The 14,367-nt window shown below is 61.0% G+C and carries 13 protein-coding genes; 1 reads left to right on the top strand and 12 read right to left on the bottom strand.

Translation table 11 applies throughout. From position 1 onward, the window contains the following. Positions 1-23: 23 nt before the first annotated feature. The 12 genes from HKK52_RS17280 to cbiE all read right to left on the bottom strand — a co-directional run bounded on the left by HKK52_RS17280 (position 24) and on the right by cbiE (position 13,438). On the bottom strand, positions 24-1,034 hold the full coding sequence (locus tag HKK52_RS17280; RefSeq protein ID WP_169371829.1) for a FecCD family ABC transporter permease: 1,011 nt from the start codon (positions 1,032-1,034) through the stop codon (positions 24-26). Next, a complete protein-coding gene (locus HKK52_RS17275; RefSeq protein WP_169371828.1) occupies positions 1,031-1,978 on the bottom strand; it encodes an ABC transporter substrate-binding protein in 948 nt (315 codons plus the stop codon). The genes HKK52_RS17280 and HKK52_RS17275 overlap by 4 nt, the downstream gene beginning before the upstream one ends. Further along, the gene (locus HKK52_RS17270; RefSeq protein ID WP_169371827.1) at positions 1,975-2,763 is read right to left on the bottom strand and encodes an ABC transporter ATP-binding protein; all 789 of its coding nucleotides are present in this window, start codon (positions 2,761-2,763) and stop codon (positions 1,975-1,977) included. The genes HKK52_RS17275 and HKK52_RS17270 overlap by 4 nt, the downstream gene beginning before the upstream one ends. A 126-nt stretch (positions 2,764-2,889) precedes the next feature. Beyond that, positions 2,890-5,010, bottom strand: a complete 2,121-nt coding sequence (locus HKK52_RS17265; RefSeq protein WP_169371826.1) for a TonB-dependent receptor — start codon at positions 5,008-5,010, stop codon at positions 2,890-2,892. Between the two features lie 151 nt (positions 5,011-5,161). Beyond that, positions 5,162-6,541, bottom strand: coding sequence for a PepSY-associated TM helix domain-containing protein (locus HKK52_RS17260; protein WP_169371825.1), 1,380 nt, complete (start codon positions 6,539-6,541; stop codon positions 5,162-5,164). A 111-nt stretch (positions 6,542-6,652) separates the two neighbouring features. Continuing rightward, the gene (locus HKK52_RS17255; protein ID WP_169371824.1) at positions 6,653-8,728 is read right to left on the bottom strand and encodes a TonB-dependent copper receptor; all 2,076 of its coding nucleotides are present in this window, start codon (positions 8,726-8,728) and stop codon (positions 6,653-6,655) included. Positions 8,729-8,812: 84 nt separating this feature from the next. After that, positions 8,813-9,247, bottom strand: a complete 435-nt coding sequence (locus HKK52_RS17250) for a DUF2946 domain-containing protein (protein ID WP_169371823.1) — start codon at positions 9,245-9,247, stop codon at positions 8,813-8,815. Between the two features lie 20 nt (positions 9,248-9,267). Next, complete coding sequence (locus HKK52_RS17245) at positions 9,268-9,747, bottom strand: copper chaperone PCu(A)C (protein WP_169371822.1); 480 nt, start codon at positions 9,745-9,747, stop codon at positions 9,268-9,270. A 48-nt stretch (positions 9,748-9,795) separates the two neighbouring features. Further along, entirely contained in the window at positions 9,796-10,194 is a 399-nt protein-coding gene (locus HKK52_RS17240; RefSeq protein WP_169371821.1) for a DUF2946 domain-containing protein, read from the bottom strand. 211 nt (positions 10,195-10,405) lie between these two features. Continuing rightward, complete coding sequence (locus tag HKK52_RS17235) at positions 10,406-11,140, bottom strand: cobalt-precorrin-6A reductase (RefSeq protein ID WP_169371820.1); 735 nt, start codon at positions 11,138-11,140, stop codon at positions 10,406-10,408. Next, on the bottom strand, positions 11,137-12,234 hold the full coding sequence (locus tag HKK52_RS17230; RefSeq protein WP_169371819.1) for a cobalt-precorrin-5B (C(1))-methyltransferase: 1,098 nt from the start codon (positions 12,232-12,234) through the stop codon (positions 11,137-11,139). Before HKK52_RS17230 ends, HKK52_RS17235 begins: the two co-directional genes overlap by 4 nt. Next, entirely contained in the window at positions 12,227-13,438 is a 1,212-nt protein-coding gene (cbiE, locus tag HKK52_RS17225; protein ID WP_169371818.1) for a precorrin-6y C5,15-methyltransferase (decarboxylating) subunit CbiE, read from the bottom strand. Before cbiE ends, HKK52_RS17230 begins: the two co-directional genes overlap by 8 nt. A gap of 235 nt (positions 13,439-13,673) precedes the next feature. On the opposite strand from cbiE, the gene HKK52_RS17220 reads away from it, so the two are divergent. Next, positions 13,674-14,345: a hypothetical protein gene (locus HKK52_RS17220; protein ID WP_169371817.1), complete on the top strand. Its 672-nt coding sequence runs from the start codon at positions 13,674-13,676 to the stop codon at positions 14,343-14,345. Positions 14,346-14,367 lie beyond the last annotated feature (22 nt).

The following is a 14,367-nucleotide window of genomic DNA, read 5'->3' as shown; positions in this document are numbered from 1 at the left end:
GAACTGTTGGCGCTGATTCGTACTCAGCGCCGGCGCATCAGGCCGATGAAAAACAGCCCGCCAATGGCGGCGGTGGCGACGCCGATGGGCAGGTCTTCCGGAGCGATCAAGGTGCGAGCGGCCACGTCGACCCAGACCAGGAAGATGCTGCCCAGCAATACGCACACCGGCAGCAAACGGCGGTGCTCGGCACCCACCAGACGCCGGGCGATGTGCGGCACCATCAGCCCGACAAAGCCGATGGAGCCGCTGATCGACACCAATACGCCGGTCATCAGCGAGGCGATCAAAAACACCCGCAGGCGCACTGTGCGCGCGTTGAGGCCGAGGGTCACCGCCGTCTGCTCACCGGCCATCAACGCGTTCAACGGTCGGGCCATTCCCAGCAGCAGAACCAACCCGAGCAACACGCTGGCGGCCGGGACCGCCAGCAACTCCCAGCGGGCCAATCCGAGCCCGCCGAGCATCCAGAACATCACCGCCGAGCTGGCGCGGTGATCGCCAAGAAACAGCAGCAAATTGGCAATCGCCATCATCACAAATGACACCGCCACGCCGCACAGCAGCAACCGATCACTGTCCAGTCGGCCGTTGCGATTGGCGATCATCAGCACGATCAACATGCTCGCCAGCGCCCCGATAAACGCCGCAATCGGCAAGGTCAGCAGGCCGACTATTTCACCGACGTGCAGCACCACAATCACCGCGCCGAGGGTGGCGCCGGAGGTCACGCCAAGCAGGTGCGGATCCGCCAGGGGATTGCGTGTCACCGCTTGCAGGACTGCGCCGATCAGCGCCAGCCCGGCACCGACCAAAGCACCGAGCAACATGCGCGGCACACGGATCAGCCAGACGATATGTTCTTGCCCGGCGGCCCAGTCCGGGGCGCCGACACCCAACAGCTTGTGCAGCAAAATCCGCCACACCACGTCCACCGGCACCCGCGCCGGGCCAAAGCCCAGCGACACCACGCACGACACCAGCAACAGCGCGCCGAGGGCGATCAGTAACACGGCATAGCGACGATCAATCATTCGTTGTGGAACCCTTTGGCCAGGGTTTCTACCGCCAGGACGTTGTCGATCCCCGGCGTGGCCTGCACGTAAGGGATGACGATAAAACGCTGGTTCTTGATCGCGTCTACCGATTGCAGGGCCTTGTTGCCGAGCAGGAATTGCTCTTTCTGTTCGGCGGTGACTTCGCCGTAGTCGACGATCACGATCACCTGTGGATTGCGCTCGACCACGTTCTCCCAGTTGACCCGGGTCCAACTGGCCTCGACGTCATCGAGAATATTGCGTCCGCCGGCCGCATCGATCAGCGCTTGCGGCATGCCCAGGCGCCCGGAAGTCATGGCGCGGTCTTCACCGCTGTCGTAGAGGAACACGCGAGGCTTGTCGGCAGGCAGGTCCTTGCGCACCGCGGCGATTTGCGCCTGCATCCCGGCGATCAAGGCGTTGGCGCGGTCCTGCACGTCGAAGATTTTGCCGAGGTTGCGCAGGTCGTTGTAAGTGTCTTCCAGACTGGCCGCCGGGCGCTTCATGACGAAGGCACAAGACTCGGTCAACTCGTAGACATTGATGCCCAGCGGTTGCAGGGTCTGTGGCGTCAGGTCACCGCCGACGCGCATGCCGTAATCCCAACCGGCGAAGAAGAAATCGACGTTGGCATTGAGCAGGGTTTCCACCGACGGGTACTTGGCCGCCAGTTCCGGCAAGCCGTCGAGCAGCGACTGCATGTCCGGGGTCACCGATTTCCAGCCGCTGACGCCGCTGTAGCCGACCATGCTCGATTTGAGCCCGAGGGCGAGCATCATCTGGGTCATGTTGATGTCATGGCTGACGGCGTGTTTCGGCGCCTGCTTGAACGTCACTTCGCGGTTGCAACTCTGGACGGTCAGCGGATATTTCGTCGCCTCGCCAAAGGCGGAGGCACTGCCCAGCAACAGGGCGAGGCACAGCAGGGAACGCACAGTCATGGTTGGGTTATCCAGGTGATTCGGGGGTAGCCGTGGAGGGGATGTTCATCGATCAAGGCTTCGACGCCGAAGACTTCGCGCAGCAATGGTGCGGTCAGTACCTCTTGCGGCGTGCCGCTGGCGACGATGCGGCCGTGGTTGATCACGTACAGGCGATCGCAGAAAGCGGCGGCCAGGTTCAGGTCGTGGATGCTCGCCAACGTGCCGATGTTCAGGCGTTTGACCAGTTGCAAGAGCTCAAGCTGATAGCGCGGATCAAGGTGATTGGTCGGCTCGTCGAGGATCAGCAATTGCGGTTGCTGGGCCAAGGCGCGAGCGAGGATCACTCGCTGCTTTTCACCGCCGGAAAGGGTGGCGAAGGCGTGGTCCTCGAAGCCTTTGAGGCCGACGGATTCCAAGGCTTGGGTGGCGAGGTTGCGGTCTTCCAGGGTGTCGCCATCGAACAGGCCTTTGTGTGGCGTGCGGCCCATGGCGACCACTTCCTCGACGGTCAGGCCGAAGGCGTCGGGGAATTCTTGCAAGACCACGGCGATTCGTTGTGCGCACCAGCGGGAAGACTGCTTCCAGACGTTGTGATGATCGAGCAGGACCTCGCCGCTTTCCGGTTTGCTGAAACGATAGGCGCAACGCAACAGGCTGGTCTTGCCGCTGCCGTTGGGGCCGATCAACCCGACAAATTCACCGGCGGCCACGTGCAACGAAGCGTCACGCAGTTGGAACTGGTGATGGCAGTGGCCGTGGCCCAGGGGTGTCCAGGCGAGGTGTGTGAGGTTGAGCGAGGTCATGCAAATTCCATAAGTGATCGTTCCCACGCTCCGCGTGGGAACACCTCAATGGACGCTCTGCGTCCGCTTTTTGGGACGCAGAGCGTCCCCGGGCTGCATTCCCACGCAGAGCGTGGGAACGATCAATCAAAAGGTGTAATCAGCGGTGACAAAAAACGACCGCGGCTCCCCAAGAATCCACTGCTGCCCCTCATTGTATTGGCTTTGCGCATACTGCCGGTCAAACAGATTGTTCACCTGCAACCCCAGCGTCGTGTTGCGCAGCGCTTTCCATGACAACGTGGCGTCGACCACGGTGTAGCTCGGCAGCTCATTGCGGTTCGCCATGTCGGCATACCGCGCATCGACATAGCGCACGCCGGCCCCGGCCTTCAGGTCGTCGTTGATCGCTTTGCTCAGCCACAGATTCGCTGTGCGCCTTGGCACGTCCACCGGCCGATTGCCGCTGCGCGATACCGGCACGCCGCTGACCACTTCTTCGAAATCATCGTATTTGGCTTTGACGATGGCGGCGTTGGCTTGCAACTGCCAGGCGTGTGGCAGTTGCAGGTCGAGGCTGGCTTCCAGGCCATTCGATGATTGCTGGCCGACCTGCTGCTTGAGCGTCGGATTGCTCGGGTCGTCGGTCAGCAGTTTCTTTTTGACGATGTGATAGGCCGCCAGGGTGAACTCGCCGCGCTGATCCCAGAACAACTGCTTCAGGCCGATTTCCGTCTGTTTGGCGGTGGACAGGTCGTATTGTTGCTGGCTCTGGCTCAGGGAAATCAAGCCGCCGACGCCGTCAGTGCTGGTGGCGTACTGGCCGTAAAGCGAGGTGTCCGGGGTCACGGAAAATACCAGCCCGGCCTTCCAGTTGTTGCCGGTCAGGGTCTTGTCGCTCTGGCTGTCCTTGACCAGATCGGTGCGGTCGACGTGCACGTAATCGCGGCGCACACCGGTCACCACGGACCAGCGTTCACTCAACTGCGTGCGGTTTTCGGCGAAGGCTGACATCTGCTTCGTCGTCGACTGGAACTGGCCGCGGTACGGATTGGCGCTTTCAAAGCGTCCGGGTTGCGGGTGATACAAATCCAGCGGTTGGCCGTTCGGCAGCACATCGTTGAACGGCGAGTTGCTCTCCAGCTGAAAGCGGATGCGGTTGTAATCGACGCCGGTGACGGTCTGGCTGTCGAGGCCGAACAGAGTGTGTTTGAAGGTGAAGGTCTGACGGTCGCCGACCTGTTCCTGGGTGTGGCCGATGCCGAAATAACCGCTGCGGCTGAGTTGCCGGGTATTGCGGTCGAAGTTGTAGTTCTCGGCGTTCTGCCAGCGGCGCTGGGCCTTGAGGTAATACAACTCGTTGTTCGAACTGACGTTGTCGGAAATCTGCCAATCGCTGGTCAGCCGCGTCCATTGATCGTTGTAGTGCTGCTTGTCGTTGCTGACGTTGTAGTTCTTGTCCCGCAGGCTTTCCTTGAAACGGCCATTGATCAGCGGCGTGCCGAAATAATTCATCGGCTGTTGATCGCCGTAGTCGTGGGCCAGGGTGAATGCCAGATCATCGGTGGCCTGCCAGCGCAGGGCGGCGCTGATGAAATCACTCGAGGAGTCGCCGCGATCGATCCAGCCGTTACTGCGCAGGCGATTGAGGTTCAAGCGATAGCTCAGGGTATCGGTCAGCGAGCCGCCGCTGTCGAAGGCCTGTTGCTGGCTATCGTAGGAACCGTAGCCGACGCGCAGGTGGTTTTCGATCTCGCCCTCGAAGGGCTTTTTCGGGATCACATTGACCACCGCGCCAGTCGCGCCTTCGCCGTACAACACCGACGCCGGGCCACGCAGCACATCGACGCGCTCCACCGACCAGGTGTCCACCGGGAACGTCCCGGTGCCCATGCCGGTGTACATCCGATTGCCGTCATACAACTGCATCACCGAACCCTGCCCGGTAAAACCCCGCGCCTGCAACGAGGTGCCGCCATCCCCCGGCGTGCCGGTGCGAGTGATGCCAGTGCTGCGCGACACCGCGTCCTGCACGCTGCGATCACCCCGGGCGTGGATCTGTTCGCCGGTCAGGCTTTCGACACTGGCCGGGGTTTCCATCGCCGTGAGGTTCAGGCGCGAACCGGCAGTGGTCGGTGTATTGAGGCTGACGGTTTCATCGTCAACGGCCGCTGCGGTGATGGTGCCCGTGGGCAATGTCAGCGCTTGCGCCTGGGCGTTGTTGTTCAGGGCGAGCAGGCAAAGGCTGGACAAGAGGTACTTGTTCATCGGGGCAGTGAATCACTTCTGCAAAGAAAACCCGCAACATTCCTGTCGCGGGCGGGGGCGGCACATTTGCGTTATACAGTAACACTAAAAATGGCCGGGAGATAAGCGCGCGAAGTCTACAGATCCCTCTAAGGCGCGCATCTCGCCTGCTTCATGATGAAGGTGAGGCGGATTCAGGTTGCCGATTGAAGCGCGACAGCAGCACTCGATCCAGCACCCAAACGACCACCAGCGAAGCCCCCACCAGCGGAAACAGCACCGCCAGCGCGAGCATGATCACCACCCCGGTTTTCCATGTCGGCAGGTCATGGCGCAACGGCGGAACACCTAACTTGCCCTGCGGACGACGCTTCCACCAGATGACCACGCCGCTGACCGCGCTGAGCAAAATCATCAGGCAGATCAGCAGCACGATGATCTGGTTGAACGCGCCAAACATTTTGCCTTCATGCAGCATCACGCCGATTTCCGTGGCGCGGGCGACGGTGCCGTATTGCTCGAAGCGCACGTCGGCGAGAACGTCGGCGGTGTATTGATCGACGTGCAGGGTGGCGTCGTTACGCGGGTCGTCGGCGAACACCGCGATGGTGAACACGCCGGTGGCGGTGGTCGGCAGGGTGATGCTGTAACCCGGCTCCACTTTGCGCTGCACGGCGATGTTTTGTACGTCTTGCAGGCTGATGGTCGGCGCAGCAGGACCGGCCGGTGCAGCGCCGTGGGTCATGTGTTCGGCGTGGTCACCGGACATTGGCATCGGTGTGTTTTCCATCGCCCAAGGCACGGTCTGGCGGGTGGCGCTGTTGAGGCTGCGGGCCTCGGTGTCGGATGTCGGCACGTTGTCCCACATCGCCGCCGGGAAGGTGTTCCAGACCTCGGCGTATTGCTTGCCCCAGAAGCCGGTCCAGGTCATGCCGCTGAGCAGCATCACCAGCAGCAATGCCGCGCCCCAGAACCCGGTGACCGCATGCAAATCACGCCACAGCACACGACCGCGACTGTTCAATCGCGGCCACAGCACTCCGGCATATTGACCACGCGGCCACCACAGGAAAACCCCGGAGACCACCAGCACCACGCCCCAGCCGGCAGCAAGTTCCACCAGCCGATCACCGACAGTGCCGATCATCAATTCGCCATGAATCGCCCGGGCGATGGCTTGCAGGTTCTTCTTGGCGTCTTGCTCGCCGAGGATGTCGCCGTGGTACGGGTCGATGAAGACATTCAGTTCCTGAGCACCGTTGATCACGACAAACTGCGCGCTGCGTTCGGCGTTGACCGGTGGCAGGTATTGTGTGATCTGGCCTTGCGGGTACGCCTCTTTCACTCGCTTGAGCAGGTCGTCGGCGGAGACCGTTTGATGCCCGGCGGGGACGTTCATCAGGCTGCCGTACATCAGCGGATCGAGTTGCGGTTTGAACAGGTAAATGAGGCCGGTCAGGGCCAGCATCACCATGAACGGCGCAACGAATAATCCGGCGTAGAAATGCCAACGCCAGGCCAGATTGTAGAAGTTCGGTTTGGGCTGTTTCATCACGTGTGCTCCGCTTTGGCGAAATGTGTTGTCTGTAAAAGATCGCAGCCTCGTTTCACTCGACAGCTCCTACAGGGCTGCCGAAGGCTGCGATCTTTTGACTTTTTGTTGTTAGAAACTCATATCCACCTTGGTCCAGAGCGTGCGCCCCGGTTCGTTGATGGCTTGCGGGTCATTGGCCGGGTAGCCGAAGCCGGCATTGCCCGCCAGGTTCAAATGCTCGGCGTACGTCTTGCCGAACAGGTTGTCGACGCCGGTGCTGACCTTCCAGTTCTTGTTGATGCGGTACGCGCCATTCAGCGAGAACACGCCAAACCCCGAGCTCTTGTCGAAGTCCTTGCCGACCACGTTGCCCTTGTTCTGGTCGATGCGGTTCTGCGCCGCCACCACGCGCCACAAGGCACCGGCGCTCCAGTTGTCTTCGCTGTAGGTCAGGCCGAAACGTGCGTCCAGCGGCGGCATTTGCGGCAGTGCCTTGCCGTCGCTGCTGTTTTTGCCCCAGGCGTAGGCCAGGGTCGCGTCGGCTTTCCAGTTCGAGGTCAGCTTGTAGGCCGCACCCACTTCGCCGCCCATGATTCGCGCGTTGATGTTCTGTGCCTGGGAGGTGGTGCCCATCATCGTCGGCGTGTAGTTGAACAGGATGTAATCGCGCACCTGGCCGACGTAAGCAGAGGCCCAGGCTTCAAGGTCTTCGGTCTTGTATTGCAGGCCGAAGTCGAGCTGGGTGGTCTTTTCCGGTTTGATCGAATCGAAGGCATTCAGCGAGCCGGCCGGCCCCGATTTCGGTGAAAACAGCTCCCAGTAATCCGGGAAGCGCTGGCTGTGGCCGAGACCGGCGTAGAGTGTGGTCGGGCTGTCGGCCAGGTCATGCTCGTAGCGCACGAAGCCGCTGGGCAGGGTGTCGGCGCGGGTTTTGTCGGCGGTCGGGTTCGGCATGCTCATCATCCCGGAACCGGTGCTCTGCCGATAATCCTTTGCCGAAGCACGGTCGACCCGTGCCCCGGTAATCACGCGATCACGATCGGCGGCGTACCAGGTCAATTCGCTGAACACACCATAGTTATGGAAGTCGGCGTCCTTGGTGTACGGCAGGTCCTTGTAGGTGTCGATGCCCATGCTGCTGCGTTGGCGATGTTCGTTGGTCTGCGCGTCGAGGCCGCTGATCAGTTGCACATCGGCCCAGTGCCAGGTGGCCTTGATCCGCGCGCCAAGGGTGCGGCGGTCGACGTTGGAAGCCATGGGGCCCGCCATCATCCCGGTGCCGGACGGCGTGCGCAGGGTGTAGTTGTCCATCACGTGGTCGGCATAGTTGTAGTAGACCTGCGCCTCGACCTTATCCAGCACGTCGCCGATGTTGGATTTCTCGAAGCGCAGGCCGAGGCTTTCGCGCTTGAACTGCGAACCGTCCATGCCGCGCCCGGCGTACCGCGCCTCGCCATCGCCCTTGCCGGCGGTCAACTCCAGCAGGGTGTCGGCGTCCGGGGTCCAACCCACCGCGACGTCGCCGTTCCATTTGTCATAACGCGACGCCACGGTGTCGTTGTTGCCGTCCCTGTAGTCGTCGGCATGGGCGGTGTTGCCGATCACCCGCACGTAGCCCAACGGCCCGCCAGCAGCGGCGTCCACCACTTTGTCGAAGCGACCGTTGGAACCGGCCAGCACGCTGGCGTTCACCCGCGTACCGAGTTCGCCGAAGCTTTCAGGTTCGCGATCAAACAGGATGGTCCCGGCCGATGCGCCCGGCCCCCAAAGTACGGTTTGCGGGCCTTTGATCACGGTAAGTTTGTCGTAGGTTTCCGGCGAGATGTACGAGGTCGGTGCGTCCATTCGGCCCGGGCAGGCGCCGAGCAGCATGCTGCCGTTAGTGAGGATGTTCAGCCGCGAGCCGAACATGCCGCGCAGCACCGGATCGCCGTTGGTGCCGCCGTTGCGTACCAGGGCGAAGCCGGGAATGGTCTTCAGATAATCGCCGCCGTCGCTGGCCGGCACCGGTTGGCGCGGATCCTTGGGGTTGGTGACGATGGTCAGCGGTGAACTCGGTGCAATGGCGGTGATCACCGTCGGGGTCAGTTCTTCGGCGTGGTCGGCGTGTTCCTCGGCCAGTGCCAAGGGGGCCAGCAAAACGCCGCAAAGGACGGCGGTGACAGGGGTGCAACTCAAGCGTGTGTCAGCAGAAAACCTGGACATGACAATTTCCATCGAACAGTCGTAAACGACACGGCCGGCAGCCTGCGGCTGTCTTCTAAACCGTGTGAGATCAGCGGTGCGTGCTTACGAAGCGATGGGCGGGGCGCGGGTTCGGGCGCCGGGGAAGAAGGGTTGCCGGGCGTGGCCCAGGCGCGGGGAAGGTGTGGCGAAGGTGGTGGCGGGTGGGGTGTCGAAGGCGACGAAGGACTGGCCGCCGGTCAGCGCCGGGCAGTTGAATAGCAGGCTGCAATAGCCGCATTTCTCCCAGAGCGCGTGATGTTCGGCGGCTGGCGGGCAATGTTCGCTGGCTTGTTTTTCGGCGTGTTCGCCGTGTGAATCCATGCTCATGTCCATCGACATGCTCATGGCCATCGAGGCGCGTTGATCCATCGGCATCGACTGGGAAATCAGCGGACCGATAAAGATCATCATCATGGCGAACAGGCTGATCCAGCTACCGCGGGTCAGGCTCAGGGACTGACGGCGAGGCCTGAATGACCTGGCGCTAAGGGCGCGCATGGCGTTTTCTGCTCAGGTGTCTATTGGGCGTGAGCGTGCATCTGCATGTCTTCAGGCGGCTTTTTCTGCACCGAGACTTCAATCGTTACGTTGCCGGACTTCTCGAAATGCAGGGTCAACGGGAACTGCTTGCCGTCACTCAACAGGCTGCGATCTTTCAGGTTCAGCAGCATCACGTGATAGGCCATCGGCGCAAACGTGACGTTGCCGCCCGCAGGAATTTCGACGCTCGGCACCTGCTGCATTTTCATCAGATCGTTCTGCATGACGTGTTCATGCAACTGCGCTTCACCCGAAATCGTCGAGTCGACACTCAACAATCGATCAGCGGTTTTGCCGTTGTTGTGAATCACGAAGTAAGCCGCGACGGTCGGCGCGTTGGGTGGCAACTCCTGCGACCACGGATGGGCGATTTCCAGTTCGCCGGCCTTGTATTCGTGAGCATTGGCGAAACAGGCAGGCAGCAGCAACGCGGCCAGAACGATGAGTTTGTTCAACATGGCAGTTCTCCAGGACGATTCAAAACGCAGGTCAATTGCGAGAAGGAATCACACCAGAGGGGAGGCGCGGGGGTTGAGGCTCGGCCATTGCTGGCGCGGCGTAGGTGTATCGAGAGAGGCGGCGGGCGGGCTTCGATTAGCCTCGAACCGCGCGAAATACAGCTGCGGCACATGCCCCGGCAACGCCACCAGTGGCGCCGAGCCTGAGCAGCACCAGCAATGCTGCATGTTGGAATGATCGTCGTTTTGCGGGGTTTTCTGGTCGAGTTTACCCAGGGAAATCGCCACCATCTTCGTCCCGCTGGACGTGCAGAAACTGCCCCACAACAACTGCTCGGCGGGTGACTTCGCCGACTGCGCCATCGCTCCGGTCATCGGCATGGCGAGCATATTGAACAGCACTGCAAAGCAGGCGATCCAGGCAAATGCGAGCCGTTGTCGGGACATGGGACAGATCCGGTGGGGTGGGCGATCAGGCGCGGCTATTTAGCCTGATCAGGGCCGATAAGTAAAAAAGCGGTGTGCGGTGTGGTGTCGCAGCAAGCTGCCTTCATAAGCTTCATGATAGTCGTCATTTTCAGTTTGCCAGTGCCGTACAACTCAGGACTCCCACTTTTTTGTAGCCGCTGGCGAAGCCTGCGTTCGGCTTCGCCAGCTGCTACAGGTGTGTGGTGGTTTCCGCTTTCAGGGCTGTCAGCACGTCCGCCACCGACCCAAACTCCCGATCAACCCCCGCCAACACCGGTCGCTTCAACACCAGCACCGGCACCCCTCGCTCCCGCGCCACTTCCAATTTCGGCTCGGTGGCGGTGCTGCCGCTGTTTTTGCTGATCAGTACATCGATCTGCCGACGTTCGAACAAATCCCGCTCATCCTCGACCACAAACGGTCCACGGGCGCCGATGACTTCGCAGCGTTCGTTACCGGGGTAGACGTCGAGTGCGCGCAAGGTCCAGAACTGCTCTGGCGGGATTTCGTGCAGGTGCTGTAACGGCTCGCGACCCAGGGTGAACAGCGGTCGCTTGAAGGGTTTCAGCGCATCGATCAATTGCGTCCAGTCACTGACTTCGCGCCAATCGTCCCCGGCCTGTGGTTGCCAGGCCGGACGCCGTAGCGCCCAGCACGGGATGCCGCTCAACTGCGCGGCGGTGGCGGCGTTTTGACTGATTTGCGCGGCATAGGGATGGGTAGCGTCGAGCAGCAATTCGATGCCTTCATCGCGAATGAACTGCGCCAGACCTTCGGCTCCGCCGTAACCACCGACCCGCACTTGGCAAATCAAATCCGTCGGCACCCGACCGACACCCGCCAGGCTATAAATATGTTCCGGCCCAAGCGTCCGGGCGATGGCCAACGCTTCCGTCACGCCACCGAGCAACAACACACGCTTCATTGGAACGCTCCCGCATGGCCAACAATCCCGCCCTGGCGATCAATCGCAAACACCTCGACCTGCACCTGCGCCGGCACCACGCTGCGGGCGAATTCCAGCGCATGTCGGCACACTTCGTCCCCCAATGCGATGCCGACAGCGCGGGCCATGGCCAACGCCTGCTGACTGGTATTGGCCTCACGAATCGATTGCTGCAAAGAACCATCAGCACCCATCGCCGCCGCCCACTCAGCCAGTTGCGGCAGGTCGATGCTCGAATGCCGACTGTGCAGATCCATATGGCCGGCCGCCAGTTTGCTGATCTTGCCGAAGCCGCCGCAGATACTCAGTTTATCCACAGGCACTTTACGCAGATGCTTGAGCACCGCGCCGACGAAGTCGCCCATTTCGATCAGAGCGATTTCCGGCAGGTCGTAGACCCGGCGCATGGTGTCTTCGCTGGCATTGCCGGTGCAGGCGGCGATGTGCAGGTAGCCGTTGGTTTTGGCGACGTCGATACCTTGGTGGATCGAGGCAATATAAGCCGCGCAGGAAAACGGCCGGACGATGCCGCTGGTGCCGAGGATCGACAGCCCGCCGAGAATCCCCAGGCGCGGGTTCATGGTTTTCAGCGCCAGGGCCTCGCCGCCCTCGACGTTGACCGTGACCTCGAAACCGCCGCTGTAACCCGATTCCTCGGCCAGCAACGTCAGGTGCTCGGTGATCATCTTGCGTGGCACCGGGTTGATCGCCGGTTCGCCGACGTTCAACACCAGACCGGGGCGCGTCACTGTGCCGACGCCACGGCCGGCAATAAAGCGAATCCCCGGTTCGGCGCCCAGGCGCACATGGGAATAGAGCAGCGCGCCGTGGGTCACGTCCGGGTCATCACCGGCGTCCTTGATCGTTCCGGCCTCGGCGCCATCGTCGTTCAAGCGACAGAATTCCAGGCGCATCTGCACCTGTTTGCCCTTGGGCAGAACGATCTCGACAGCGTCCGCCGTCATGCCGCTGAGCAGTAGTCGCGCAGCGGCGAGGCTGGTGGCCGTGGCGCAGCTGCCGGTGGTCAGGCCGCTGCGCAGGGGCGCGGGTTGTTCGGCGGTTTCGTCACGCATCGAGTGGCTTCGTCACATCTAGCAAGGTAATCGGCAGCGCCTGGCGCCAGGTGTCGAACTCGCCCAACGGTTGCGCCTGGGCGACATGAATGCGCGTCAGTTCGCCGCCATGTTGTTCGTACCAGGCCATCAGGGTCATTTCACTTTGCAGGGTCACGGCGTTGGCGATCAGTCGGCCGCCTGGCTTCAATGCCGCCCAGCAACTGTCGAGCACACCGTCGCGGGTCACGCCGCCACCGATGAAGATCGCATCCGGGCGTTCGAGCTCTGCCAGTGCCTGCGGTGCGCTGCCGCGAATCAATTGCAGGCCCGGGACGCCCAAGGCATCGCGGTTGTGTTCGATCAACAACTGCCGACCGTCATCGGCCTCGATGGCCAGTGCCCGACAGCTCGGGTGAGCACGCATCCATTCGATGCCGATCGAACCGCTGCCGGCGCCGACGTCCCACAGCAATTCGCCGGGTGTCGGCGCGAGGCGGGCGAGGGTGATGGCGCGCACGTCGCGTTTGGTCAGTTGGCCGTCATGTTTGAAGGCCGAATCCGGCAAACCGGCGAGGCGCGACAGGCGTGGGGTGCCGGGCTCGGCGATGCATTCGATGGCGATCACATTGAGATCGGCAACGCCTGATAAGGTCCAGTCGTTGGCAACCCCATCGATGCGCCGCTCGGCCTCACCACCCAGGTGTTCCAGAACGGTCACCCGGCTCGGTCCGAAACCTCGTTCACGCAGCAGCGCCGCAATCGCCGCCGGACTCTGCCCGTCATTGCTCAACACCAACAACCGTACGCCACTGAACAGCTGCGCATTGAGCGCCGCCACTGGGCGCGCCACTACCGAAAGCGTCACCACGTCCTGCAACGGCCAACCCATGCGCGCCGCTGCGAGGGAGCAGGAAGACGGCGCCGACAGGATCAGCATCTGCTCCGCAGGCACCTGTCGCGCGAGGCTGGCGCCCACGCCAAAGAACATCGGATCGCCACTGGCCAGCACGCAAACCGGTTCGCCGCGATGCTCAAGCACCGGGGCCAAGGAAAACGGACTCGGCCACAACTGCCGCTCGCCACGGATGCACACCGGCAGCAAATCCAGTTGGCGCTGGCCACCAATGATCCGCGAAGCGCCCAGCAAGGCCCGCCGGGCATTCTTGCCCAGGCCTTTGAAGCCGTCTTCACCGATGCCTATTACTGTCAGCCAGGGTGTCATGTCGTATCTCAACCAGCAGCGTGTTTTAAAGTCAGCATGATAACGCGGTCGTCAGGGCCTGACGCTTTCAATTGTGCATTGACATGGGGAGTGGAGTTATTGGCTTTGAGCCTGGTCCGCCCGAAATTCGATGTACAACATTGATGGTTAACTTACTAAATGTTTGTTGTTAGTTTGGCGGTGTTGCAGGTTGTTGATTCATTACTAGTTAGAATAGTCAGGAGAAAATGTGATCATGGAAGAAGATGTGAGTGCCAGGCGTGACTTGGGTTTGTCAGAAGAAGCCGAAGGGCAAAGTGCCTCGATGGTGCAAAGTAATGTGATGAGTTTTTTTGCGGGCTTATCGAAACAAGACAAGCGTTTTGTAAAGGACAGTATTGCGTATGCTGAGGCGCGCGCGGATGCCAGAGCTAATCGCAAGTACTATCCAGCCGATTGGTTTGAACAATATACCGGGGCGTTATGGTCCGTTGGCTGGGTTATTGAAGGTCAACCCGTAGAAAAGATCGATAAACAGTATCGAGGAAGCCTGATGGCCGCCTGGGTAGACGTGATGAAATCAAAAATCAGCCCTAACAAGTTAAAGGTGTCCCTGGATGCGGTATCGATGATTGAAAGCCATCAGGAGACGCGTGAAACCTTCAATGGGAGTATTCGAAGGGATGGCGATATGCGAGTGTTGCCGATTTCGATAATCGGCGATAACAGAATTGAGCTCTGGGTCACTGATATGCGCCTGATTGTAAGCTCGTGGAGTTCCGATTATCTGTTCTGGAAAGTCCAGCACGTCATGTCTCAATTGGATATTAGAGCGCAGCGTTTTACGATCAATCGTCGGAATATGGACGCTAGCCGGTCGGAGTTGCGACAAGTAGTGGACTCCATCGAGTTTAATCTTCCGGTTTGAAAATTGCCCGGTGTAGCCTGTG

This window comes from Pseudomonas sp. ADAK2, assembly GCF_012935755.1.
Lineage (GTDB): Bacteria > Pseudomonadota > Gammaproteobacteria > Pseudomonadales > Pseudomonadaceae > Aquipseudomonas.
The sequence above is the reverse complement of the archived record's forward strand: the minus strand, read 5'-3'. Positions and strand labels throughout refer to the sequence as shown.

Bases quoted from the DNA above. Each gene is read 5' to 3' on its own strand.
- HKK52_RS17220 (WP_169371817.1), top strand. From the start codon at position 13,674: ATGGAAGAAGATGTGAGTGCCAGGCGTGACTTGGGTTTGTCAGAAGAA.
- HKK52_RS17265 (WP_169371826.1), bottom strand. From the start codon at position 5,010: ATGAACAAGTACCTCTTGTCCAGCCTTTGCCTGCTCGCCCTGAACAAC.
- HKK52_RS17270 (WP_169371827.1), bottom strand. From the start codon at position 2,763: ATGACCTCGCTCAACCTCACACACCTCGCCTGGACACCCCTGGGCCAC.
- HKK52_RS17280 (WP_169371829.1), bottom strand. From the start codon at position 1,034: ATGATTGATCGTCGCTATGCCGTGTTACTGATCGCCCTCGGCGCGCTG.
- HKK52_RS17250 (WP_169371823.1), bottom strand. From the start codon at position 9,247: ATGCGCGCCCTTAGCGCCAGGTCATTCAGGCCTCGCCGTCAGTCCCTG.
- HKK52_RS17240 (WP_169371821.1), bottom strand. From the start codon at position 10,194: ATGTCCCGACAACGGCTCGCATTTGCCTGGATCGCCTGCTTTGCAGTG.
- cbiE (WP_169371818.1), bottom strand. From the start codon at position 13,438: ATGACACCCTGGCTGACAGTAATAGGCATCGGTGAAGACGGCTTCAAA.
- HKK52_RS17260 (WP_169371825.1), bottom strand. From the start codon at position 6,541: ATGAAACAGCCCAAACCGAACTTCTACAATCTGGCCTGGCGTTGGCAT.
- HKK52_RS17275 (WP_169371828.1), bottom strand. From the start codon at position 1,978: ATGACTGTGCGTTCCCTGCTGTGCCTCGCCCTGTTGCTGGGCAGTGCC.
- HKK52_RS17245 (WP_169371822.1), bottom strand. From the start codon at position 9,747: ATGTTGAACAAACTCATCGTTCTGGCCGCGTTGCTGCTGCCTGCCTGT.
- HKK52_RS17230 (WP_169371819.1), bottom strand. From the start codon at position 12,234: ATGCGTGACGAAACCGCCGAACAACCCGCGCCCCTGCGCAGCGGCCTG.
- HKK52_RS17255 (WP_169371824.1), bottom strand. From the start codon at position 8,728: ATGTCCAGGTTTTCTGCTGACACACGCTTGAGTTGCACCCCTGTCACC.
- HKK52_RS17235 (WP_169371820.1), bottom strand. From the start codon at position 11,140: ATGAAGCGTGTGTTGTTGCTCGGTGGCGTGACGGAAGCGTTGGCCATC.